Consider the following 23,513-nt stretch of genomic DNA (forward strand, 5'->3'; position numbering starts at 1 on the left):
GGGGACGGCGACGATCAGCTTGCGATGTGGTGAACCATCAAACCTGCTGTCTACCAGCCTGAATGACATAATATAGGTTATCGGCAAACAAAGTCTACCTGAGCATCGCCGCTGTTCCAGGCCGCGATGACCGGATATCTGCAGGCCAGACACCCAGTAGTGGAAAGGTCGGGTTTCGTGGTCGAGTAGTTTCTCGATCAGCGAAAGTCGTAGTCCTCATCCATCCCGCTAGAAAACCAAATTTCCTCCGCGCCAGCGAAGCTGGACTCGGGGTCGACGCCTTCGTCGCAATGGTGTCCCTGGTTGTCGGCGACTTGATCATGAGGGCGCGGCCCTCGCTGTGGCCTACTCCGGTCAGGGCGAGTGAGCCGACTGGGAGCCGAGGGGGGAGGTCAGCGAGACGCGGCTTCTCCTCGTCACCGGTCCGGAATTGTGAAGTCGAAAGGGTTGGGCGCCGGGATCGGGTTCGTCTCGGGGTCGAGGCAACTGCACAGCAGCCGCAGGTTCTTGAGCGGGGCGCCGCTTCCGGGCGGCCGCGCCGCCCCGTCGATCTGCATGAGCAGTCCGGCCCCCGGCTCGAACCGGCTCATCGCGCGCGTGTCACCCTCTAGCCACGCCGGCCCTCCGAACGGGAAGTACTCGGTCCGCAGCCGCCACTCGGCGCCGGTCACCGAGATGTCCAAAGCCTCGCCATAGGCTATGTCGTACCCGCCGTCTGCGTTGTCAGAGCCTTCGATCACCATCTGCTGTGCGAAGTGTGAGTTCGCGTTCAGCAGGGTGATCCGCCACGGCCCGTAGAAGGTCTCGGCCATCACAGTTCCAGACCTGTGCGTCGGGTGAAGTCGCTGCTGAAGCGGTTGTGCGTTCCCGACGCAGTGAGGACATCCAAGGCTCGACGCCAAGCCCCGAGGTCGCCGTTCCTAGGGTCGGAGGCATCTCCGAAGAGTCGCTGGATGTCGGCGGCCGTGGCATCGTTGCGCTGCCCCCAGTGCAGAATGCCCCCGATATTCGGATTGAGCGCGAGGCGGACTGCGTAGTCGACCATCTCCTGCCCGCCGGAAACATCCTTCAAGCACGCTACCTCGACCGCGCACGTCAGGCCGTGCCGCTGCATCCCGATCGTTGCCTCGGTCGACCCCATGAACCGCAGCGACGCGTAGCCGACGCAGGCCTTGCCCTGGAACTCCTGCATGATCTCGTAGGCGATCAGCGCGTCGACGAACGTGAGTAGGCGGTGGTCGAGGGCGTTGAAGAACACCTCGACGGAGTCAACATTCACCTCGCAGCTGATGTTGCGGTAGTCCTTCTGGTCGAGCACGGCGTAGTTGATCGCCTCGTAGTCGCGGTCGCCCTGCTGACCACGGAAGGCGATCAGTACGATCAGTTGCCACGTGAACAGGCCCGCTGCGCGCTTCAGCGGGTCCGGCTCGTTCGGATCTAGTAGCTCGTTCTTGATTTTCTCCATGTGCTCGCCGAAGCGGTCGTCGGCGTCGAATGCCTCGAGCAGGGCCTTCAGAATCAGCAGGATCGCCACGAGCGCCGGGATGAGCGCCAGCAGACCCGCGCCACCGAGCGCGACCACACCCGCGATGCTGGCACCAACGACCGCGCCGTTGGACTCAACGAAGTCCTCGAGCTCAGCGATGGCGGCCTCGATGACCCCCGCGAGAAAACTGCCATTCGAGCAGGCGAGCGCGATCGGGTCGGTGTCGTCCTCGGCCTGTAGCGGATTGTCGGGATCGTGCCGATAGCTGTGTGCACGGCCGGCATTCGAGAACCGCGGGCCTTGGATACGATCGTCGAAGGTCGTGGCTACGGAGCCGACACGCTCCGCGCGCCCAGGCGGATCGCTCTGCAGCTTCATCGCCCACTGCTTCGTAACGCCAGCGAGGTTTCGATTGAAGTTGGCATGCGGTGTGAGGGAGACTGCAATCTGTAGGAAGCGCTGCGGGCCGACAACATCCTCCGAGGGAACGTACCCGCCCGGCACGATGGCGGTGTCGCGGTATAACGGGCTCTCAGGATCCAGGATCTGATGCTTGAAGTCCTGCCAGACATGCAGCCGTCGACGCTCGTACCTTGCGTACTGCGGCACGGCATGCAGTACGACCGAGTAGATGACGCCGAACCGCCCGACCGAGACGACTGCAGCATTGAATATCGTGTTGTCGGCCTCGCGGATGATCTCGAAATTCTCGTGGCCCGCGATCGGGTCGTACAGTGCCCGTAGCAGCTCATCGTCAGTGAGCTGCGGCGAGTATCGCTCGTCTACCTTTTCGATCCAGTAGTGTTTCCCGCCGTCCGCGACGAGGTGGATTGCGAGCACTGAGTCGGTGATCGGCCCGACCGTGAAGTCACCGCCGTGTGTCCCCGTCGAGAAGGCCCCGACGATTGTCTGACCGCCAGCGTTTCCGGCGGTCACCATTCCCCACGGTCCTTTGAACGCCGTGGTGTTGTGATGCTTGAGCATGTACGCGCCGAGTGTGAGGACCCCGTCTTTAGGGGAGGTGTTGAGCGGGTCAATCTGATCGAGCTCTGCGTAGAGCTGGTACACGCGCTTACCGGCTTCGACGTGCACGGGCGCCCCGTTGTGCCGGCGGCGGTCTGCATCGGCCATGCGCTTAAGCAGTTCCGGATGCAAGCAATGAGGCACGACCTCCTTCAGTGTTCGACCCATGGCGCGACGAATGCTGTGAGGATCGTGCGTCTCGATGAAGGTCTCGTCGCTGATGGCTCCGTGCGACAACGCCCAGTGGCTGCCCGCAGCCTTGAGCGCGCCGAGGCTTTCGTCCTGGCAGATTGCGATGAGCTCTTCGAGCGATTTCGGGTACATCGTGCGTGGCACCGACGCAAGAAGGGGCTCCCGCGGGTCGTCGTGCTTTCGCGTCCAATTGGCGTTGATGGCAGTGTCGATTGGCATGATGACCTCACTCCCCGGCCGAAGGCTACAGCTGGCCGAAAGCTACCACCCGGGGAACGGGTGTCGCCAGAGGTGGCCCGCGCGGACAACGTGCGCGAAACGGGATGCCGTGTGCCGGATCAGGCCTGTGAGGCGCACCGTGTTTCGGTGCCACTGACTCCGTTCCCCTCGCACCAGCTCCAGCGTCAGTACGGCCGTACCGGCTCCCCCCGGCCGGCGTCTACTTCAAGAACCCCGCGACCGCTCTGGGGCGCGGATGGCCGCTGGCTCAGGCAGATCTATGTGCCGGCAGGATCTGTCAACCGCCGAAGCGAACGAACATGCAGGCTCCTAGTGGAGCACGTCGTCGTTCTGGTGAACCGTCGTCGAAACCTCTATCGTCCGCCAGCTCAGTAGCCGGACTAGATATTGTTCGCGGCTTCGGCTACCATCTAGCCCATCACGACTGGTCGTCATTCCCGACAAGGGGAGGCGGCCAGTTTTCCTATTATGGCCATGTGACCAGCACATACGACAAGCCGTTCCTCGACGTCGATGGACAACTAGATCGTCTACGGGATCGTGGCTTGGTCTTCGAAGACCGTGAGTTCGCGTACCGCGAGCTACAGGCTATTGGCTACTACCGCCTATCGGGGTACTGGTACCCGTTTCGGCAGCGGCCGAAGGCTCCGGGCGAGCAACGTCCGTCGGAGTTCGTCGAAGGCGCGACCCTCAAAGAGGTCCTTGAGATCTACCGTTTTGATGAACGACTGAGGATCGAGATTCTTCATGCCCTCTCACATATCGAGGTGGCTATGCGCTTTCGGATCGGGCATCTACTTGGCAGGCGAGGTCCCTTCGCTCACAACGAGGCAGCGGAGCTTGACTCCGGCTGGACCACGTCTGAAGAACGTAAGGGAAACGGCCCCAACTGCTCAGCAGACTGCACCTGGTCCGCGAGCGGTCACGAAGAGTGGATGCGCAAGCAGGAGCGGAATGAGGAGGTTTCGAATGAGGCCTTCATCGCGCATTTCGACTCGAACTACGGCAAGCCATTGCCTGTGTGGACAGCGACGGAGGTCATGAGCTTCGGTGATCTCAATCGGCTGTTCAGTGGAATGACCCAGCGCGACCGCCAACAGATTGCCGTGGACTTCGACCTCTGCCAAGAAGACGGGAACGGCGACGCAGGAGCACTCTCAAACTGGTTGGAGCACCTCCGCCAGACCCGGAACTTCTGTGCGCATCATGGGCGACTGTGGAACAGAAACCACACGGCTCCGCTATCGATGCCGTTCACAGTGAAGGAGATGGCGCATATGAGAGGCGATGGAGCCAGCGGGGCGCTGCCAGTCTCACGGCCAGCCAGCCGCATCTACGGCAGCCTGGTCCTGATCACGTATCTCCTCGCCCGTATCAACCACTCGAATGAGACGCGCGACAGGATTCGTGCGCTCATTGAAGCGTTTGCGGCGGAGCGGACGACACGTCTGTCGGATATGGGGTTCCCGGATGGCTGGGAATCCGAGGAAATTTGGCAGGTCGATTACGCCCGGGATGAGGAACTGGCCGCTCGAGCGTACTTGTTACGTGGCGTCGAGCTGCTTTACGCATCTGACGCGGCCGCCAGGCTTTGGCACAAGGAAGGCCACAAAGAACGTTCCTCACGGCTGGGGTACTACCGCAAGAACGGCGCCGTACTGTCCGTGCCAGGTGTGGAAGCCCATCGGTACCCGGCTTTTCAGTTCGACGCAGAGACCGGTGATCTCTTCCCCCTCGCCGTCATCGCAAACCGACGTCTCCTGCAGGGGCGAGCTGGTTCGGAGAAAGAACGCTGGGCCGCACTGAAGTGGTGGGACGCCCCGTGCAACCTCATGCCTGAGAATCTCAGTCCGCGACAGGGTCTCGAAAGCGGCGCACTTAAGCAGGAAGTGCTCGACGCGCTACTCGCGCGACGGGACGACGAGTAGAACCCACTACCGTGCTCCGGATCCTGCCTGCTCATTTCGACGTAGTCGTGGGCAGGGTGTCCGGTGCCCGCGGGTGCGCGTAGACGCCCGGCAGGCCGTGAAGAGCATTGCGAATATATGGTCGCTGATGCGACCATATATGCATGAGTGAGATGTCGGTGGTGGACGCGGCCGCTGCGTTGGGGGTGACGAGTCGGCAGGTCGAGCGGCTCGCGCAGGCCGGTGATGTCGTGGTGACGCGTCGGGTGGGGCGGTCGCTGCTGCTCGATTCGTCGTCGGTGCACCGGTGCGCGCAGATGGGCCGTCGCCGGGGACGGCCGTGGAGCGAGGAGGCGGCGTGGGGGGCGCTGGCCCTACTCTCGGGTGGGTCGGTGGACTGGCTCCCGTCGGCGCACCGGGCCCGGTTGCGGGATCGGTTGCGGCGCTCGACCGCTGACGAGGTCGCCTACCTGGCCCGGCGCCGGCAGGCTCGCATCCTGCGGATGCGTGGGTGGGGCGGCGAGATGACCGGCCCCGGCTCGGTCCTGATCGCTGGCGGTGTCTCCGCGCTCGATGTGGATCCGGGGTTGGCGGAGCGGTTCGGGCTGACGACCGGCCACCACGAGGGTGTCGACGGCTACGTCCCCGCCGCGCACGTCGAGACACTGGCTGACGCGTTCGGCCTGGTCCCCGACCTCGAGGGCGACGTGACGCTGCGGGTCGTCTCGGAGGTGTCCCCGGTCCTCGCCGAGGGGGCGGTGCCGGTCGCGGTGGTCGCGGCGGATCTGATGGAGTCGCTCAGCACTCGGGAGCGCAGTGCCGGCGCCCGCGTCCTGCAGGAGTTGCTCGATGACTTCCGGTGAGCCGCGCCCACGCTGGCAGGTTCCGGCCCCGCCGGGTGGGTGGGGTCCGCCGTGGCCGCAGGCCGCCGAACTGGCGCAGGCCATTCCGTCGCAGCAGTGGAGTCTGGTCGGCGGGTTGATGGTGCAGGTCCACGCGGCCCGGGCCGGGCTGCCGATCGGCCGGGCCACGGTCGATGTCGACATGGTCCTGCACATCGAGACCGGCGCGACCACCTTCAGCGGGATCCGGGAACGCCTCGAACAACTCGACTACCGGCTACGGATGCCCGTCGGCGACGGCCCGGCACACCGGTTCGTCCGCGAGCACGAACACGTCGATGTGATGGTCGCCGACAACCTCGCCCCCACACACCGGCCGACCGTGCACGGGCGAGCGGTGTTCGCGCTCCCCGCCGGGACCTCCGCCCTCCGCAAGACCGTCGACTGCCGCATCGACGTCGACGGCGCCGCGGTGCAGCTCAGCGTCCCCGACGCCCTCGGCGCCCTGGTCCTCAAGGGCGCCGCCTACCGCGAGGATGCGCGGGACCGCGGCCGGCATCTCGAGGACGCCGCCGTCCTCGCCTGCACCCTCGACAACCCTGTCCTCGAACGCGATCGGATGATCGGCAGCGACCGCAAACGGATCCGTTACCTCGCGGCCGCGCTCGAACGCGCCGATCACCCGGCCTGGTCCGCCGTGCCGGCGGCCCGCCGCGGCCGCGGACACGCTGCCCTGCAGGTCCTCGCGAAAGCCCCCACCCCGCTCCCGCCCGACCTGCTCGGCGGGCTCAGCGCTGCCGCGCTCGCCCACCCCACCCGGCCCCGCCGCAGCCGGTCCGCAGGCCCGGCCCCGGCCGATCCACAGCAGACACAGGGACTCGAGCCGCCGAGCCCGGATACCGGGATAGAGCTGTAGCCGGCGGCTCTGTCACCGCGTTCGGGAGGAGTGGTCACTGCCCGCCGGCGCCGGTCGGCGCGGAACGCTGCCGCCACCAGATGATCGCCGAGGCGGCGAGCGCGGCCGCGCCGATCCCCGCTGCGATCAGGCCGGCGCGGTTCGCATCCTCGCAGTCGGGGAGGTAGAGGTTGCCGGTGTACACGTCGGGTTCCGGCACGGTGAGGTCCCCTGCGCTGAAGGTCCCCCAAAAGCCGTTCATGCACTCGGAGTGGGACTGGGTCTCGTGGCGGTCGAACAGGAGCCCACCGGCGATGAAGACGATGGCCACGGCCGCGAGGCCGGCAAGGGTTCGGCGTGCTGTCGTGGCCACCTGGGGATTGTCACACGAGGTCAGTTCGCCTCGCGGCGTGCAGCTTCCAGACGCTGGCGTCGCCGGATCAGCCGGTCACGGCTCGCTTCGCCGTTGAATATCTCCGCGTTGACGGCGGTTTCGAGGTCGAACGGTGCACCCGCCAGGCGGAGTTCGGCCATCTCGACGAAGAATCGGTCCACCGCGATCCGGATCAACTCGCCCCGAGCGACCCCGACCCGCCGCGCGAGGGTGTCGAGTCGGGCGGTGAGGCCTTCGCCGAGGTGCATGGCCATCACCTTCGAGAACGCTGGTCTGGAGACGTGATTGCGCTTGCGTGAGCGCACGATCGCCGCCAACCCCGCCTGGCGGCTCAGGAGTCGGCCGATCGCCACCCGGACCACCGCGCTGCGCCGGCGCTGCCCGAACGGTTCCGCCGCCGCGCACAACGCGAGGTGCGCTTCCTCCGAGAACTGCACCTGGATCGGCGGCCCGATCGGCGTTCGCCCCATCTGCGTCGAAGACCGGTCGTCCAAGGGCACCCGGCCACTATCGCACCCCCACCCCGAGACCCGGAGTGACGGTCTCGACAGCCCCGGAGTATTCGACTCCCACCCCGAGTGTGTCGAACATACGTTCTAATATGGTGGTGGGTGGGGTGCGTGAAGGTGGTGAGAGTGTGAGCGAGTCGAAGGCGGCGATGATCGACCAGCTGCGCAAGCAGATGGCCGCGATCCCGGCACGCTCGGTCGGGCCGGCCCGACCGTCCCTCGCGGCCCTGACCTGCGCACGCCCGAGCCCGGACCCGGACCCGAACCCGGACCGGGGACCGGAGGTGCGGGTGGAGCCGTCCCCGATCCGGACCCTGCCGGTGCCCGAGCCGCTCGCCGAGCTGCTCCCCCATCGCGGGCTGGCCCGGGGATCGACCGTGCGGCTCGGGGGCGTCACGTCGCTGCGGGCGGGACTGATCGCGTCCGTGACCAGCGCGGGAGGCTGGGCCGCGGTCGTCGGATCCCCCACCCTGTGCCTGCTGGCGGCCGCGGAGATGGGTGCGGACTTGCGGCGGTGCGCGGTCATCGCTGATCCGGGCCCGGATCCGGTCGCGGTCGCGGCCGTCCTCGCCGACGGCCTCGACCTGGTCCTGTTGTCCCTCGCCGGCGCCGACGTACCCCCGAGTCGGGCGAGGGCCGTGACCGCTCGCGCTCGCCGTAACGGGGCCGTCCTTGCCTTCACCGAGGGCCGGTGGCCGTCGACCGACCTGCAGCTCGACGCCCGCGTCACCCGCTATCGCGGCCTCGACGCCGGGCGCGGCCGCATCACCGGCATCGACCTCGACATCCGCGCCGCAGTGCGCGGGCAGCAGGCCCGCCACCGGACCGTCACGCTCGCCGGTCGCGGCGGCCACGTCGACTGGACACCCGCCGCCACGAGCGCGGCCGCCGCGGCGCCGTTGAGGATCGCGCAGTGAACCTGCCACCCGGCCTCGCGAACTGGGCCGAGCCGTTCCCCGGCGCCCCGACCGTGCGCTACCTCGAACGCCCGGTCCCGGTGTTCGTCGACGTCTCCCGAGTCCTGCCCGGCAACGCCGCCTTCACCCGCGCCGACAACCTCCCCCTACGCGTGCGCGCCGGCGGCATCCAACTCGAAGCGCAGATGCCAGGGACCTTGAGCTGCTGGTTGCGCGTCGCTGACGGCCGCTGGCTCGCCCAAGTCTGCATCCCCGCCCGATCGGTCAACGGGCGCAGCGAACTCGACCTCTGGTTGTGGGTCGATGCCGGGAACGTCACCCGCAGAACGATGTAGTGGCGTCTGAGTTGTTGAGGGCTTGAACAGCGGTTTCAGTCGGTGTCTTTGAAAACTATGAGACGAAGCGGCCACGGAGTCAGGTAAGAACGTCCCGGGTCGGTGCCATGTCGAGTGCTGCAGCCACATGAGTCGATGGTCAATCTCGGGGCAGCAGGGGCGCTGAGCGAACGTGACGATTCAGGCAGGTCGACCACCTGTTCTCTGCCAGAATCGACGGATGGCACTGTGGCGGAATCGGGACCTCGAGGACATCCTCGGAGGGAAGCTCGAGCAAGGGGTGATCACCGAAGCAGGACTCCGCAAGCTGGTAGAGGCAATCCCTGTCGAGAGTGAGTTTGTCGAGTACAAGAGCTGCGACGAGTTCAAGAAGCCGCCGAAAACCGAGTTCAAACAGGAACGAGGTAAGGATGTTTCGGCGCCCGCGAACGGCCGCGGCGCGATCCTGATCTACGGGATCGAGGATGACAAGAAGTTCAGCGTCGTCGAGGAACGTATGAAGCCCTTTGACGGGGAGGCCGACGCGCACAAGCTGATTGAGCAGTTCCGGATCGACATTCGACAGTTCGTGGCACCGACACCACTGTTCGACATGTTCGCCGTTGAGGCTTCGACGGGTGGCTTCTATCTCGTCCTCGTCGTCCCGCCGAGCGCGGGGGCCCCACATGCTGTCACAGCTGGTCCAGGGAAAGAACGGCAGACGTTCTCCTACTTCGTCCGCGCTACTGGCGAAACCCACATCAGGACCCTCGGAGAGCACGAAGTCGCGGACCGCTACAGCGTCAGGCATCGTCGGCAAGAGGACCGCGCACGCCACGCAGCCACCGTATGGAGCGAAGGTCGGGCCGAGTTGACTGCATACAGCGGGGCGCTCGTGTGGCTCGCTGTCGCAGTCGTTCCTGATGTTCCGGTCGACGGACAGCTGACAACGCAGGTCCGCGATGAGATCAAGGCGTGGGACAATCCCCAGACCTTTCCTGACTCCATCCTCGGACGTCGAGAGTCTGCTCGGGACTACCCCTTCCCCGCGCCGGGGAAGATGGTCTATACCGATCTCGGGCAGGATCAGCGAACCGGCACCAAGATCCCGAAAGCTGCTGGTTCATACCGGGAGCTGCACGCCGACGGCAGTACATACGCCGCCCTGATGCTGGCGAACGGTGGTGAAGGCGGCCAGGACGTAGTGCTCGACCCCGATGATCTGATCGACGCGATCGCGTCGCTCGTCATACACACCTTGGACTGGACAGTCGAGCGATCAGGCCGCTGGGGCAACGCAACCGTTCAGATCGGTCTCGTCGTTGGTGAAAACAGCCGAGCGATGTCGCCATCGGTCCGACTGGCCACGAGCGGAGGGGTATCGGTACACGGACTTCGCCACGCTCGGGACGGGAAGGTCGCGACGACACTCGCTGATCTGGCGTCACTTCACACGATGCAGGACAAGCTTCGAGTTGCGTATTCCGCTGCGCTGCCGATACTTCAAGGCTTCGGCGTCATCCAGCCGGCTTGGCTCACGGAAGACGGAGAGATCCGCGATTGGGGCTTGATCCAAGAGTTCCGGCCGACAGCGCTGACGTGGGCCACTGACCGTGGCGTCGGCGTCGACGACTCGGAGCTCTGACAGGCACTCCATCGGAGTGAGCGGTGCGTCCGATCTGACACGAGCAATCTGGGAAGGCCAGCCGGAGGTTGACACTCCCAGATTGTCATCATCAGAACTGTCAGCAGAAGTTCTTGCCCCAGTCGACGCCGTGCGTAGACGGGTCAGGACACTTCCGCTCTGATGGCGGGTGTTTCGGCTCCCGGCACTTCCCTGCGGTGGTCTGGCATGTGGGCGTTGATGTAGCGGTAGAGGGTCGCGCGACTGAAACCGAGGACTTGGGCGATCTCGGCCTTCGGGGTGCCGTCTTCGAGCATCCGTTTGACCTGGCGGGCCTTCTCAGGAGTGACCTTCGGGGGCTGACCGCCGACTCTTCCGCGGGCGCGGGCAGCCGCAAGCCCGGCGAGTGTGCGTTCCCTGACGAGTTCACGTTCGAACTCCGCGAGCGCACCGAACACGTGGAAGGTGAAGCGACCGTTCGGGGTAGAGGTGTCAATGCAGTCGGAGATGCTGCGGAGAGAAGCGCCGGCCTCCTCGATCCGGCGGACGGTCTCGATCAGGTGGCTCAGCGAACGACCGAGACGATCGAGCTTCCACACCGCGATCTGGTCACCCGGCCTCAGCGCGTCGAGCACCTTCTCAAGCTCGGGCCGGTCTCGGCGGGCCCCGGAGGCCGTTTCCTCCCAGATCCGAAAACAACCGATCGCCCGCAGTGCGTCCGTCTGCAGATCGACGGACTGATCGGTGGTCGACACCCTCACGTACCCCAAAATCGCGCTCACAGGGCAAGACCGTCTCAGAAACGTCCGACACCCGCCAGTGATGGCGCTCATTGAAAATGCTCAACTCTGCTCACCGAAAATGCTCACCCGTGTGGCTCCGCCAATGAGGGCGGGTCTCCTTCGATGCTGGTGGTCTCTGACCACGCACCAGCACCCCAAAGGAGACCCGCTTTCTCATGTTGACATGGGAGGACGACTTGGAGATACACGCACTCCACAAACGAGGCTGGACGATCTCGGCGATCGCCCGCCACACCGGCCGCAACCGTAGGACGGTCCGCAACTACCTGAACGGGACCACGACGCCCGGCGTGCGCAAACCAGCACGCCAGGATCCGTTCGAGCCGTTCGTCGACTACGTCACCGCCCGCCTGGTCGAGGACCCACATTTGTGGGCCCGCACCCTGTGCGACGAACTCGAGGCGCTCGGCTACACCGCCTCGTATCAGACCCTGACCCGCCAGATCCGGCAGATCCGGCAGCGAAAGCTACGACCGGTGTGCAAGGCCTGCGCGTGCGCCACCGGCCGCCCCAACGCGGTCATCGAGCACCCGCCGGGCGAGGAAACCCAATGGGACTGGGTCGAACTGCCGAACCCCCCGACCGGGTGGGGCTGGGGAAAGACGGCGCATCTGCTCGTAGGCTCCCTCGCGCAGTCCGGGCGGTGGCGCGGGATCCTCGCCCCGGCGATGACCCAGCCGCAGCTGATCGACGGTCTCGACCGCATCGTCCGGGCATTGGGTGGCCTGACCCGCAGCTGGCGGTTCGACCGGATGGCGACGGTCTGCCACCCGGACTCGGGGAAGGTCACCGCTTCCTTCGCCGGTGTCGCCAAGCACTAAGGTGTCTCGGTCGCGATCTGCCCACCGAGATCCGGGAACCGCAAAGGCGTGGTGGAGAAGGCCAATCACACTGCTGCACAACGCTGGTGGCGAACCCTCGCCGATGACCTGACGGTGGAGCAGGCGCAGGCGAGCCTCGACGAATTCTGCCGGCTGCGCGGCGACACCCGGTTGCGCCCGACCGCGGATGGCCGATCCTCGGTGGCCACCGTCGCCGCGGCCGAACCGTTGACCGCACCGCCGGTTCCGTATCCGGTGACCGTCACCGAGACCCGCACCGTCAGCCGGCAGGCGTTGGTCGCCTACCGCGGCAACCGCTACTCGGTGCCCCCGGAGTTGGCTGCAGCGCAGGTCACCGTCTCCCGAGTTCTCGGCGGCGATGTCGTCGACATCGACACCGCCTCGCAGATCACCGTCGCCAGGCACCGACTCGCACCCGACGGGGCCGGGGCGACCGTCCGTGACCACGGCCACGTCGTCGCCCTCGAACAAGCGGCGATGGCCACCGCCTCAGCGGGTGGTCGGCCGCACCGCCGCAAGGAACGCATCCCACCCGGACCCGACGCGATCGCCGCGGCAGAAGCATTGCACCGCAGCGCCACCGAGAGGCAGATCGCGGGCGAATCATCCACTCCAGCACACACTTCAACCGTCACTGACCTGACCGTTTACGAACGAGCCGCCCGCGGAAGGAACACCCTCGCATGAGCGCAACCCCGACCACCACGCAGACGACGAGTCTCTACCAGCGCCTGCGCGGACACCTGGCCACACTGAAACTCCACGACGCTGCCGAAGCCCTGCCGTCGGTTCTCGATCGCGCGCAGAAAGACGGTCTGTCGATGACCGCGGCCCTCGAGCAACTGTTGTCGATCGAGGTCGATGCCACCGAGGCCCGCCGTCTGGCCGGCCGGCTGCGGTTCGCGTGTCTGCCGACCCCGGCGTCGCTCGACGATTTCGACTACGACGCAGCCCCCGGCGTCGACCGGGCACTGCTCGCCGAGCTCGGCACCTGCCGCTACCTCGAGACCGCCACCAACGTGCTGCTCATCGGCCCACCCGGAGTCGGCAAGACCCACCTGTCAGTCGGGCTCGCCCGCGCAGCGGCGCATGCCGGCTACCGCACGTATTTCACCACCGCCGCCGACCTCGCCGCCCGCTGCCACCGGGCCGCCATCGAAGGCCGGTGGGCGACCACGATGCGGTTCTACGCCGGACCGACCCTGCTGGTGATCGACGAACTCGGCTACCTACCACTTCCGGGCGAAGCCGCATCCGCACTGTTTCAGGTTGTCGCGCAACGCTATACGAAGACCTCGATCGTCATCACCACCAACCGCGGCGTCGGTGAATGGGGTGAGGTCCTCGGCGACACCACCGTCGCCGCTGCCATGCTCGACCGGCTCCTGCACCGCTCCGTCGTGCTGAACCTGGACTGCGACTCCTACCGACTCCGCGACCACCACGCCCGCACCGAGAAACTCCGCAAAACCGTCACAGGCACCCGTCAACCACTACAGTGAACCCCGCCCACAGGTGAGCACTTTCACCGAGCACATCTGAGCACTTCCGCTGAGCCTCATCAACTGCTCACGATGTTCATTCACGCCCTGATGGGCGCCGAAGCCGACACGCTGTGCGGCGCCGGCTACGGGCAACGCTCCGATGAGCGCACCAACTCCCGCAACGGGTACCGGCACCGCGACTTCGACACCCGCGTCGGCACCCTCGACGTCGCGATCCCCAAACTCCGCCAAGGCTCCTACTTCCCGGATTGGCTTCTCGAACGCCGCAAACGTGCCGAACGTGCCCTGACCACGGTCGTCGCCACCTGCTATCTGCTCGGGGTGTCGACCCGCCGGATGGAGAAACTGGTCGACACGTTGGGCATCACCTCGCTCTCGAAGTCCCAGGTCAGCATCATGGCGAAGGAGCTCGACGAGCAGGTCGAGGCGTTCCGCCACCGGCCCCTCGATGCCGGCCCGTACACATTCGTCGCCGCCGACGCCCTCGTATTGAAAGTCCGCGAGAACGGGCGCGTGGTCAACGTTCACGCCCTGGTCGCGGTCGGGGTCAACGCCGACGGCTACCGCGAAATCCTGGGCGTCGACGTCACCTCCGCCGAGGACGGCGCCGGCTGGCTCACCTTCTTCCGCGGCCTGGTCGCCCGCGGCCTGTCCGGGGTGAAACTGGTGACCTCCGACGCCCACGCCGGCCTGGTCGCGGCGATAGGCGCCACCCTGCCCGGCGCCTCGTGGCAGCGTTGCCGCACCCACTACGCGACCAATCTGATGTCGGTCACCCCGAAAACCTCGTGGCCGTGGGTGAGAACTCTGCTGCACTCGGTCTATGATCAGCCCGATTCGGAATCCGTTCACGCACAATATGATCGGATCATCGACGCCCTCACCGAGAAGCTCCCGAAGGTCGCCGACCACCTCGACGGCGCCCGGGCCGATCTCCTCGCGTTCACCGGATTCCCGAAGCAGATCTGGCGGCAGATCTGGTCGAACAACCCGCAAGAACGGCTCAACAAGGAGATCCGTCGGCGCACCGACGTCGTCGGCATCTTTCCCGACCGCACCGCCCTGATCCGACTCGTCGGCGCCGTGCTCGCCGAACAACACGACGAGTGGATCGAAGGACGCCGCTACCTCGGACTCGACGTCCTCGCCACCGCCCGCGGCGACAAGCCCGCCGACACCACCACCGAACCCGCCGAGGAGTTCACACCAGCCCTGACCGCATAACCCGACGAGGAATCACGCGACGACCCCGATACACCACGCCCCTGGACTTGACCTCGAAAGGCGCGAAAACCCCCACGTCCTATGCTGCCGCCATCCGACCAGCGCAGCGGGTCCAACAATCGGTACCGACACGGTGCAGGACACGAACGCCTTGCACGGGAGCCTCGTTCCACGCTTCATTGCATGCGGATCCCGCGACTCTCCGAAGCTCGCCAAACACCACATCAGCCGGCGCCAACTGGCTCCGTATGTCCTCCAAAACGACGGACGTATATCCCATATGTGTTGCCCCCCTGGAAGTCTGCGCACTGACAATTTCTGCAGATCAACTGCGTGATCGAAACCCTACCGAGCACCCCCGACAGCAAATCCCGGCCCAATTCAAGTGACGCAAGACTCCAGCGTCACACCACATGGGAGTGACCACCTCCGGAGAAGCAGTGTTCCGCGGTTCTAGAAGAAATTCCAGACCCGCGTGACACTCAGTGCCGACACGTGTTATCGGAATGCGACCAGAACGGACATATAGCCTGGATTGATGACAAGTACGGGACTGATTACCCTGGAAAAGGACATCTAGATCCGGAACCTACACTTCTGAAACTACCCCCGCGCCATGTCCACAAACCGCGACAGGTGAAGCTGGTGCGCGACGGTGATGGTCGCGGTGGGACCACCACGATGCTTGCCGAGGATGATGTCGGCCTCGCCGCCGCGCGGGTCGTCCCGCTCGAAGGCGTCGGGGCGGTGCAGCAGCATCACCATGTCGGCGTCCTGCTCGAGCGAGCCGGACTCACGCAGGTCGGACACCTGAGGCCGCTTGTCGGTTCGCTGCTCGGGACCACGGTTGAGCTGACAGATCGCGACCACCGGAACCTCGAGTTCCTTGGCCAGCAGCTTGAGGCTTCGCGAGAACTCGGAGACTTCCTGCTGGCGGGACTCGACCTTCTTGCCCGACGACATCAGCTGCAGGTAGTCGATCACGATCAGCTTGATGTCGTGCTTCTGCTTGAGCCGGCGGGCCTTCGCCCGGATCTCCATCATCGTCAGGTTGGCGGAGTCGTCGATGAACAGCGGCGCCTCGCTGATCTCGCTCATCCGCCGCGCCAGCTTGGTCCAGTCGTCGTCGGTCATCTTGCCCGAGCGCATGTCCGAGAGCTTGATCTTCGCCTCCGCGGACAGCAGACGCATCACGATCTCGGTTTTGCTCATTTCCAGCGAGAAGAGGACGCTCGCCATGCCGTGCTTGATGGAGCACGATCGCATGAAATCCATACCGATGGTGGAGTTGTGCGTCGGCACCATCGACCGACCAGCCAGGTACAGGTGCTCGGCATTGTCCACCTCGACGCACCGCACCGGCACGCTCGCAATCTTGCGGACGTCGACGATGCGCCGCGAGCCGGACCGTGCCGTGCTGCGGCCGGCGCGACGTTCCTTGTGCAGCAGAGCCTTCCGCGGCAGTCCGAACACCTCGTCGTCCGTCGCGAAGGTGAGCGTGAACGCGGTCGAGGACGCCTCCTCGGTCCGGCCGATCACCCGGTTGGCGCTCAGCTGACAGCGGTAGCCGAGGCTGACGATCAGCTCCTCGACGTCACGCACCAGCCGTTCACTGGTGACGGACAACTGCACCGATCCGCCGTCGGTGACAGTGCCGTCGGTGTCGAGCAGCCCGGCGAGCACCGCCCGCCGCTGTGTCTCCGAGCCGCGCAGGTACTGCACCGGAATGTGCTTGTAGCCCAAAACTCCCAGGGTGCGCGGACCGAAGGTCCGGCTGCGCGAGGGGGAGCCATACTCGGATTCCTCGCCCTCGATCCGCATGACGATCTCCGAATCGATGGCCGAATCGATGGCCAGCGACGCGCCGAACGTGTACGGCGGGATGAGCAGATCCGAGGCCGGTAGCTGCAACGGCCGCGTGTTCGTCACCGAATGTGTTGTGCCGTCGATGCTCGCGGCGAGCTGGCCTGTGGTGCGTACACTCTCGCCGACGTCCGTCTCCGTCAGCCACTGGTGCTGCTCGTCGGCCACCAGCACGGTGCCATCGGAGAACTCCACCTCGTAGCAAGGACGACCCGTCATTACCTCGGTCGCAGCGACGACGGTGGTCGGCCTGCCATGCGCGTCGATCAGCTGGTCGCCGACCGCGACCTCGCCCATGGTCGTCCAGCCGGTGGGCGTGGCCAGGGGAGTGTCGAGGGCGAGCGCCTTACCGACACCGGGTCGCGCCGCGACGATGATCATCTGACCCGGGTGCAGGCCGTTGGTGACCTCGTCGAGCTCCGCGAATCCGGTGGGCACACCGAGCGACAGGCCGCCACGGCTGGCGATGGAGTCGATCTCGTCCATCGTCGGCTGCAGCAGCTCCTCGAGCGGCACAAAGTCCTCGGTGGTGCGGCGTTCGGTGACGTCGAAGATCTCGGCCTGTGCGCGGTCCACCACCTCGGCGACATCCTGGCCGTCGGAACCGGCGTAGCCGTACTGCACGATGCGCGTGCCCGCATCCACGAGCCTGCGCAGCACCGACTTCTCCGCCACGATCTCCGCGTAGAAACCGGCATTGGCGGCGGTGGGCACCGTCTGAGTGAGCGTCACGAGATAGGGGGCGCCGCCGATGCGACGCAGTTCGCCGCGGCGATCCAGCTCCGCCGACACGGTCACCGGATCAGCCGGCTCACCGCGGCTGTAGAGGTCGAGGATCGCGTCGTACACCGACTGGTGGGCGGGGCGGTAGAAATCTCCGGGGCGCAACACCTCGAGCACGTCCGCGATCGCGTCTTTGCTCAGAAGCATGCCGCCGAGCACCGACTGTTCCGCGACCATGTCGTGCGGGGGCTGCCTGCCGAACTCCTCGGTGGGCTCGCTCTCCGGCGGTCCCGGGTACTCGGAATGACCACGATCATCTACAACCGCCAAAACGACCGTCCTTCCGCGCGCCGATGCTCCGACCTTGTCCGGACCGGTGGCCGGAAGGCATCTTCCACACTCTTTGTACCCGTATCCCCCGACAACTCTGCGGCACCGCACGAGCAAATCGAGAGACACGTTCTGCCGTGACGTTAAGGCCCAAAACACCCCATACCAAACCGGCCTGTGTACACAGTTGTGGATGAAGTGGGGACTCAGGGACCATGCAGTGTTAACCAGCTGTGGACAACCTGGGGATGGACGAACATCACACTCCACATTTCCCAGCTAGAAGGCCTTTTTTCTCTTCTTTTACCTGTGGATTAACAATCGCACGGCGTGTCGCGCAGGTTGACATCCCGGGCGTGTTGGGTAAACGGTCGGCTAACCACGACATGAAGTGGGTCACAGAAAGGCACCGAGTGGCGAATCTATCCACAGGCTGTCCCCAGACGCCCGAAGGGCCTCACGAACCGGAGTTCGCGAGGCCCTTCGAGTGGAACGTGACGACTAGGCGCCGACGACGTTCAGGTGGAACTTGGCAGCGACATCGGGGTGCAGATTGACCACGACGAGGTGCTTGCCGACGCTCTTGATGTGAGCCTTCGGCAGCTCCAGGCTGCGCTTGTCGACGACCGGTCCGCCGGCAGCCTTGAGGGCAGCAGCGACATCGGCCGCGGTGACGGAACCGAACAGCTTGCCCGAGTCACCAGCGGTCTTGACCGTCAGCGACACGCCCTCGAGGCCCTCGATGGCGGCCTTGAGCTCCTTGGCGTGGTCGAGGCCACGGACCGCGCGCGCTTCCTGCGCACGACGGATGCCCTCGACCTGCTTCTGAGCGCCACGGGTGGCCACGATGGCCAGGCCGCGGGGGAGCAGGTAGTTACGGCCGTAGCCGTCCTTGACCTCAACGGTGTCGCCAGGCGCACCGAGGTTGTCCACGTCAGCAGTGAGGATCAGCTTCATGTCTTCCCTCCCTTTCCTTAGCGAGCCGTCGAGACGTAAGGCAGCAAGGCCACCTCACGCGAATTCTTCACGGCAACGGCCACGTCGCGCTGATGCTGAACGCAGTTGCCGGTGACACGGCGCGCGCGGATCTTGCCGCGGTCGCTGACGTACTTACGCAGCAGCGTCGTGTCCTTGTAGTCGATCTGCGTGTTCTTTTCCTTGCAGAACGTGCAGACCTTCTTCTTCATTACCTTGTCGCGCAACGGCGGCTTCGGCATTGTCTTTCTCCGTTTTCTGGATGCTGTCGATCAGGTACGGATCAGAAGGGGGGTTCGTCGTCGCCAGCACCGGAGCCACCACCGAAGGAGCCCGCCTGCGGCGCGCTACCCCACGGATCGTCTCCACCTTGGCTGGCAGCCGGACGTCCTCCACCCGATCCGCCGGAGGAGCCACCGAAGCCGCCCCCGCCGCCGCCACCACGGTTGGCCTTGTTGACCTTGGCCGTGGCGTACTTCAGCGAGGGGCCGATCTCATCGACCTCGAGCTCGACGACAGTGCGCTTTTCACCTTCACGAGTTTCGTAGGAGCGCTGCTTGAGCCGGCCGCTCACGATCACTCGTGAACCGCGGGTCAAACTCTCCGCCACGTTCTCCGCTGCCTCGCGCCAGATGTTGCAGCGCAAGAACAGTGCCTCGCCGTCTTTCCATTCATTGGTCTGACGGTCGAAGGTTCGGGGCGTGGACGCGACAGTGAAGTTCGCGACCGCGGCACCCGCGGGGGTGAATCGAAGCTCGGGATCAGCCGTCAGATTTCCGATGACGGTGATTACGGTGTCGCCTGCCATGTGGTTCCTCCTGCAGTATGGGGAGTTCCTGTTGTTCCAGAGCCTAGGTGCTGGTACCGACCAACGCCCGAGCCTGGATCAGCCGGAAATCACTTGCCGTGGCGCAGGACCTTCGTACGAAGCACCGACTCGTTCAGACCAAGCTGACGGTCGAGCTCCTTGACGGTGGCCGGCTCGGCGCTGATGTCGATAACCGCGTAGATGCCTTCGGCGTTCTTGGCAATCTCGTACGCGAGACGACGCTTACCCCAGACATCGACCTTGTCGACGCTGCCGCCATCCTTGCGGACGACATTGAGGAACGTATCCAGGGACGGGGCGACAGTGCGCTCGTCCAGGCTGGGGTCGAGGATGACCATCAATTCGTAATGACGCATAAGACCTCATCACCTCCTATGGACTGTGAAACGGCCACGGGCTGTCCGTGGCAGGAGGGTCGTTGCGTCAGCAACCTTTGCAGGCTACACGAGCGGCCTTGACCAGGGAAATCAACCCTCACTGCGATCTCGCCGATCCCACCGCCGCCCCGGATCGCCCTACGCTGGATTCCATGCGGGCGGCGGCGAGTATCCGGGCCAGAACGATGGCCACGATCGTCACTGCCTGCACGCTCACACTCCTCCTGGGTTACCTCGACAAGGCCCGCTGTGTGGGCCCCCCGTTCGGCGCCGACGGGCGCAGCCTGATCTTCGACCGGATCAAGGACCGCAACGTCTGCTACTCCGACATCCAGTACCTGTGGCTCGGCCGCGGCATCGACCTGCACCTGTTCCCGTACGTCGGCGGCGGGATCACCCGCGACGGACTGCTCACCGGTGGCACCGTCGAATATCCGGTACTCAGCGGGCTGCTGATGTGGCTCGGCGGGATCGGAGCCCACACTGACGCCGCATTCCTCGAACATTCGGCACTGCTGCTCGCACCGTTCGGGCTGGCGACGGCGTGGATGCTGGGCCGGCTCGCTGGCCGCCGCGCGCTGCTGTGGGCGGCCGCGCCGCCGCTGCTGCTGTACGCATTCCACAACTGGGAGCTGCCGGTGGTCGCGACGGCGGTGGGTGCGATCTTCGTGATGGCGTCGAACCGCTGGTCGCTGCGCACCCGTGCGGTGCTCGCGGCGGTGCTGCTCGGCGTCGGGTTCTGCCTCAAGCTCTACCCGGGGCTGTTCGTGTTGCCGCTCGCGCTGTACGTGCTCACCGAGGACCGCACTCGCGGCCGCTTCGACGTGCGCGGGGCGGTCGCCGTGATCGGGGCCGCCGCGACGACGGTGATCGCGATCAACCTGCCGTTTGCACTGGCCGGCTACGACGGCTGGCGCGCGTCCTTCGCGTTCCAGCAGCTCCGCAAAGCCGACCTCACCAGCAACAGCATCTGGTACTGGGGCCTGCGACCACTGATGGGCGGCGGACAGCAGGGCTCCGACGCCTATCACCACTTCGTCGGCGTCGCGTCGCCACTGCTGTTGTGCGCCGTCTTCGCGCTCGCACTGTGGCTGGGGTGGAAGCGTTACGAGCGGGAGGGCAGCTACCCCTGGATCGGGGTCAGCGGCGCGATGCTGTGCGCATTCCTGTTGCTGCACAAGGTGCACTCGCCCCAGTACACGCTGTGGCTGATCCCGTTCCTGGTGCTCCTGCGGGTGCCGTGGTCGCTGGTGGGGGCATACCTGCTCGCGGACCTCACGCTGGGAATCGGCGTGTTCCGGTACTTCGACGCCCTCGTCACCGGAGCCGACGGAGGCGTCGCTGAGGCCGCCGTCCAGCTCGGGGTGTGGGTGCAGGCGGTGCTGCTGTCGGTCTTCTTCTTCCGTTTCCTGTGGGCCCGGCCGCGGCAAGGGGTGGGCGATCATGTAGTTCGGCCCGGGGCCGTCACATCGGGTAAGTCAGCGCCTGACGCGCAATCCGTGACAGCACGGCTCCCCCTGAGACAATGAGGTTCGGCAAGTGACGCAGAATCCCTTCCTCAGGAACGAACCGAATTCCGGTCGGAACCTGCGGGAACAGCTGGCAGGGGCGGATATTGGCTCGATGTGACGCATCCGATCGCGTGCGGATCCTGTCTCCACGGCTGCTCCGCCGCCTCAGCGCACCCACGGCGGTGGCGGGGGCCGCGGTCCTGGTCTGCGGGGCGGTGGCCTGGGCCGATCCGACCACTCCGGGCGGTGCCATCCCGGTATGCCCCACGAAGGCGCTGTTCGGCATCAACTGCCCAGGCTGCGGAAGTACCCGAATGCTGTACTCACTACTGCACCTCGACGTCCCGGCAGCCCTGCAGTACAACGCCGTCGGCGTCGCCGCACTCGTCCTGTCGGTCTGGGCGTACTGCGCCTGGACATGGGGGAGACTGCGGGGCAGGAAGATTCGCAGCTGGCAGCACCTTCGCTGGGCGCCGGCCACGGCGATGGCGGTCACCGCGCTGTGGTTCGCCGTCCGGATCATCCCGTTCGCACCGTTCACCTCGCTCCGGGTCTGAGCGGACCACGCTCGGCAGAGCCGATCAGCACCACCTACTCGGTGTGCACCGAAACGCGTGGGCGCAGCCTGTTCGGCAGCCATCGCGGCGGGTCGTCCACGGCCTGGTCGAGAACACCGCCGACCGGGTCGTCGATGAACCCGTACCTCACCAGATCCTCCGACGGCCGGTAGATCTGCCGCAGAATCAGTGCACACAACCCGAGTACCGCGAGGTCGCGGACCACGACGGTGGCGGTGAACCACTGTTCCGGCAACCCCTTGTTCGAGACACCGAGGTAGTAGAGCATCCTCGGAACCCACACGAGCGCGTCGATGGTCATCCACGCCAACAGGATCCGACGGTGAGGCAGAGCCAGCACCGCGAGCGGCACCAGCCACAGCGAGTACTGCGGGCTCCACACCTTGTTCGTGAGCAGAAAGCCCGCGACCAGCAGGAAGCACAGTTGTGCGACCCGCGGGCGCTGCGGCGCCGTCAATGCCACATACGCAATGCCGACGCACACTGCGATGAACAGCAGCAGCGACACCGCGTTGAGCACGCTCGGCGCCTCACCGGCCGCAAGAGTCCCATCGAATCCCGTCCACCCGGTGAACGAGCGGATCACGTTGTACACCGAATCCGGATCGGCGCCACGCTCCGAGTTGAGCCGGAAGAACTCTGCCCACCCACGCGGAAACAGCAGCGCAATCGGCAGATTCACCACCAGCCAGGTCGCGGCCGCGGACAGTGCCGTCTGCGTCCACACCCGCATCCGGCCCGACCGTAGACACAGCACCAGCAGCGGACCGAGCAACATCAGCGGATACAGTTTGGCCGCCCCGCCGAGACCCAACAGGATGCCCGCGAGCACCGGGCGCTTACGGGCCCACGCCAGCAGACCACCCGTCGCGAAGGCAGTGGCCAACAGATCGAAGTTGGTGAACGCATGAACGATCACCAATGGAGAGCACGCGACGAGCGCCGCGTCCCACACACGCCGGCCGGCCAGCAGGGCGCTCGCCCACACCGTCACCAGCCACGCCACCGCCAGCCCGAACGCGACGACATTGAAGTAGATCGCGACCTGCAGCCCGCCGGGCAGCCACGACGCAGCGTCCCATGCCTTCGCGACCGCCATCGAGCCGTACTGGTAGAGCCCCGACAGCACCGGGTACTCCATGTAGCGGCGCTGAACCGAACCGTCGGCCCCAGGCTCTTCCCACCACTTCTTGTAAGGGAAGGCGCCCTCGTCGAGCCGCTCCGCCCCGTACAGCGGAACGGTGTCGGAGTAACACATCGCCACGTACTGGCGGTTGCCGCTCCAATCCAGTCCCAGTGCACCGTTCGCGCCGATCGGCGCCTGCTGGATGCAGCCCGCCTTGCTGAACCAGCCGAGGCTCAGGAACACCACGGCCAGTAGCAGGATCACCCGCATCGGTGTGAAGAAGCGGGTGCGCCCGATCAGCGCGTGCCGTCCGACCGGGCCACCGATCGTCGACGACAGCTGCGCGGTCAGCGGATCGGTGTGGCCCGGCACGTCCCGCCAGTCGGCAGAACGCCGATCCGCAGCGAGCGGCGCCGGCGACACCAGTTCGACGTCGGTGTCGGATTCGGTGCTGCCCGCTGCGTTGTCGGCCACCCCGCGAGGC

Annotated in this window: 20 protein-coding genes and 2 pseudogenes; 11 read left to right on the forward strand and 11 right to left on the reverse strand. The window is 65.8% G+C overall.

Features of this window, described 5'->3' with window-relative positions:
- Positions 1–416: 416 nt before the first annotated feature.
- Together ERC79_RS10860 and ERC79_RS10865 are read right to left on the reverse strand one after the other, a co-directional pair.
- The gene (locus ERC79_RS10860) at positions 417–812 is read right to left on the reverse strand and encodes a hypothetical protein (RefSeq protein WP_131578076.1); all 396 of its coding nucleotides are present in this window, start codon (positions 810–812) and stop codon (positions 417–419) included.
- Positions 812–2,920, reverse strand: a complete 2,109-nt coding sequence (locus tag ERC79_RS10865) for a hypothetical protein (RefSeq protein WP_131578078.1) — start codon at positions 2,918–2,920, stop codon at positions 812–814. Before ERC79_RS10865 ends, ERC79_RS10860 begins: the two co-directional genes overlap by 1 nt.
- A gap of 497 nt (positions 2,921–3,417) precedes the next feature.
- On the opposite strand from ERC79_RS10865, the gene ERC79_RS10870 reads away from it, so the two are divergent.
- From ERC79_RS10870 to ERC79_RS10880, 3 genes are all read left to right on the forward strand, one after another.
- Entirely contained in the window at positions 3,418–4,869 is a 1,452-nt protein-coding gene (locus tag ERC79_RS10870) for an Abi family protein (RefSeq protein ID WP_165497091.1), read from the forward strand.
- Between the two features lie 143 nt (positions 4,870–5,012).
- Positions 5,013–5,711 carry a hypothetical protein gene (locus tag ERC79_RS10875; RefSeq protein WP_131578082.1) on the forward strand — a complete coding sequence of 233 codons (699 nt, stop codon included), beginning with the start codon at positions 5,013–5,015 and terminating at the stop codon, positions 5,709–5,711.
- Entirely contained in the window at positions 5,698–6,606 is a 909-nt protein-coding gene (locus ERC79_RS10880; RefSeq protein ID WP_242676814.1) for a hypothetical protein, read from the forward strand. Before ERC79_RS10875 ends, ERC79_RS10880 begins: the two co-directional genes overlap by 14 nt.
- A 34-nt stretch (positions 6,607–6,640) precedes the next feature.
- Here the strand turns inward: ERC79_RS10880 and ERC79_RS10885 are convergent, their stop codons facing one another.
- Both ERC79_RS10885 and ERC79_RS10890 read right to left on the reverse strand, forming a co-directional pair.
- On the reverse strand, positions 6,641–6,958 hold the full coding sequence (locus ERC79_RS10885) for a hypothetical protein (protein WP_131578085.1): 318 nt from the start codon (positions 6,956–6,958) through the stop codon (positions 6,641–6,643).
- A 20-nt stretch (positions 6,959–6,978) separates the two neighbouring features.
- Complete coding sequence (locus tag ERC79_RS10890) at positions 6,979–7,479, reverse strand: hypothetical protein (protein WP_131578087.1); 501 nt, start codon at positions 7,477–7,479, stop codon at positions 6,979–6,981.
- Between the two features lie 137 nt (positions 7,480–7,616).
- Between ERC79_RS10890 and ERC79_RS10895 the strand changes: the two genes are divergently transcribed.
- The 3 genes from ERC79_RS10895 to ERC79_RS10905 all read left to right on the forward strand — a co-directional run bounded on the left by ERC79_RS10895 (position 7,617) and on the right by ERC79_RS10905 (position 10,364).
- A complete protein-coding gene (locus tag ERC79_RS10895; protein WP_242676815.1) occupies positions 7,617–8,405 on the forward strand; it encodes a hypothetical protein in 789 nt (262 codons plus the stop codon).
- Positions 8,402–8,740 (forward strand): hypothetical protein, encoded by a 339-nt coding sequence (locus ERC79_RS10900; protein ID WP_242676816.1) that lies wholly within the window; start codon positions 8,402–8,404, stop codon positions 8,738–8,740. Before ERC79_RS10895 ends, ERC79_RS10900 begins: the two co-directional genes overlap by 4 nt.
- 220 nt (positions 8,741–8,960) lie before the next feature.
- Positions 8,961–10,364: an ATP-binding protein gene (locus ERC79_RS10905; protein ID WP_131578089.1), complete on the forward strand. Its 1,404-nt coding sequence runs from the start codon at positions 8,961–8,963 to the stop codon at positions 10,362–10,364.
- 143 nt (positions 10,365–10,507) lie between these two features.
- Here ERC79_RS10905 and ERC79_RS10910 read toward each other — a convergent pair whose 3' ends face one another.
- Positions 10,508–11,098 (reverse strand): recombinase family protein, encoded by a 591-nt coding sequence (locus ERC79_RS10910; RefSeq protein WP_347563589.1) that lies wholly within the window; start codon positions 11,096–11,098, stop codon positions 10,508–10,510.
- Positions 11,099–11,301: 203 nt separating this feature from the next.
- On the opposite strand from ERC79_RS10910, the pseudogene ERC79_RS10915 reads away from it, so the two are divergent.
- The 3 genes and pseudogenes from ERC79_RS10915 to ERC79_RS10925 all read left to right on the forward strand — a co-directional run.
- Positions 11,302–12,675, forward strand: a pseudogene (locus ERC79_RS10915) (IS21 family transposase).
- Positions 12,672–13,490 carry an IS21-like element helper ATPase IstB gene (gene istB, locus ERC79_RS10920; protein ID WP_131578093.1) on the forward strand — a complete coding sequence of 273 codons (819 nt, stop codon included), beginning with the start codon at positions 12,672–12,674 and terminating at the stop codon, positions 13,488–13,490. Before ERC79_RS10915 ends, istB begins: the two are co-directional and overlap by 4 nt.
- A 63-nt stretch (positions 13,491–13,553) precedes the next feature.
- Positions 13,554–14,717, forward strand: a pseudogene (locus ERC79_RS10925) (IS256 family transposase); the annotation flags it as partial.
- Positions 14,718–15,320: 603 nt separating this feature from the next.
- Here ERC79_RS10925 and dnaB read toward each other — a convergent pair.
- The 5 genes from dnaB to rpsF form a co-directional block, all read right to left on the reverse strand.
- Positions 15,321–17,633 (reverse strand): replicative DNA helicase, encoded by a 2,313-nt coding sequence (dnaB, locus tag ERC79_RS10930; protein ID WP_131578095.1) that lies wholly within the window; start codon positions 17,631–17,633, stop codon positions 15,321–15,323.
- 501 nt (positions 17,634–18,134) lie between these two features.
- Positions 18,135–18,590, reverse strand: a complete 456-nt coding sequence (gene rplI / locus ERC79_RS10935) for a 50S ribosomal protein L9 (RefSeq protein WP_131578097.1) — start codon at positions 18,588–18,590, stop codon at positions 18,135–18,137.
- Between the two features lie 17 nt (positions 18,591–18,607).
- Positions 18,608–18,850, reverse strand: coding sequence for a 30S ribosomal protein S18 (gene rpsR / locus ERC79_RS10940; RefSeq protein WP_031936841.1), 243 nt, complete (start codon positions 18,848–18,850; stop codon positions 18,608–18,610).
- A gap of 41 nt (positions 18,851–18,891) precedes the next feature.
- Complete coding sequence (locus tag ERC79_RS10945; protein WP_131578099.1) at positions 18,892–19,416, reverse strand: single-stranded DNA-binding protein; 525 nt, start codon at positions 19,414–19,416, stop codon at positions 18,892–18,894.
- Positions 19,417–19,505: 89 nt separating this feature from the next.
- On the reverse strand, positions 19,506–19,793 hold the full coding sequence (rpsF, locus tag ERC79_RS10950; RefSeq protein WP_131578101.1) for a 30S ribosomal protein S6: 288 nt from the start codon (positions 19,791–19,793) through the stop codon (positions 19,506–19,508).
- Positions 19,794–19,999: 206 nt separating this feature from the next.
- Here rpsF and ERC79_RS10955 point away from each other — a divergent pair, with 206 nt between their 5' ends.
- Complete coding sequence (locus tag ERC79_RS10955; protein WP_242676873.1) at positions 20,000–21,343, forward strand: glycosyltransferase 87 family protein; 1,344 nt, start codon at positions 20,000–20,002, stop codon at positions 21,341–21,343.
- A gap of 113 nt (positions 21,344–21,456) precedes the next feature.
- Entirely contained in the window at positions 21,457–21,882 is a 426-nt protein-coding gene (locus ERC79_RS10960; protein WP_207390465.1) for a DUF2752 domain-containing protein, read from the forward strand.
- A gap of 34 nt (positions 21,883–21,916) precedes the next feature.
- Here ERC79_RS10960 and ERC79_RS10965 read toward each other — a convergent pair whose 3' ends face one another.
- Entirely contained in the window at positions 21,917–23,503 is a 1,587-nt protein-coding gene (locus tag ERC79_RS10965; RefSeq protein ID WP_131578103.1) for a glycosyltransferase family 87 protein, read from the reverse strand.
- Positions 23,504–23,513: the final 10 nt, after the last annotated feature.

Origin of the sequence: Rhodococcus sp. ABRD24 (assembly GCF_004328705.1) — a bacterium.
Lineage (GTDB): Bacteria > Actinomycetota > Actinomycetes > Mycobacteriales > Mycobacteriaceae > Prescottella.

Excerpts from the sequence above, each read along its gene's own strand:
- ERC79_RS10860 (WP_131578076.1), bottom strand. The coding sequence starts at position 812 with ATGGCCGAGACCTTCTACGGGCCGTGGCGGATCACCCTGCTGAACGCG.
- ERC79_RS10865 (WP_131578078.1), bottom strand. The coding sequence starts at position 2,920 with ATGCCAATCGACACTGCCATCAACGCCAATTGGACGCGAAAGCACGAC.
- ERC79_RS10875 (WP_131578082.1), top strand. The coding sequence starts at position 5,013 with ATGAGTGAGATGTCGGTGGTGGACGCGGCCGCTGCGTTGGGGGTGACG.
- ERC79_RS10880 (WP_242676814.1), top strand. The coding sequence starts at position 5,698 with ATGACTTCCGGTGAGCCGCGCCCACGCTGGCAGGTTCCGGCCCCGCCG.
- ERC79_RS10905 (WP_131578089.1), top strand. The coding sequence starts at position 8,961 with ATGGCACTGTGGCGGAATCGGGACCTCGAGGACATCCTCGGAGGGAAG.
- istB (WP_131578093.1), top strand. The coding sequence starts at position 12,672 with ATGAGCGCAACCCCGACCACCACGCAGACGACGAGTCTCTACCAGCGC.
- rplI (WP_131578097.1), bottom strand. The coding sequence starts at position 18,590 with ATGAAGCTGATCCTCACTGCTGACGTGGACAACCTCGGTGCGCCTGGC.
- rpsR (WP_031936841.1), bottom strand. The coding sequence starts at position 18,850 with ATGCCGAAGCCGCCGTTGCGCGACAAGGTAATGAAGAAGAAGGTCTGC.
- ERC79_RS10945 (WP_131578099.1), bottom strand. The coding sequence starts at position 19,416 with ATGGCAGGCGACACCGTAATCACCGTCATCGGAAATCTGACGGCTGAT.
- rpsF (WP_131578101.1), bottom strand. The coding sequence starts at position 19,793 with ATGCGTCATTACGAATTGATGGTCATCCTCGACCCCAGCCTGGACGAG.
- ERC79_RS10955 (WP_242676873.1), top strand. The coding sequence starts at position 20,000 with ATGGCCACGATCGTCACTGCCTGCACGCTCACACTCCTCCTGGGTTAC.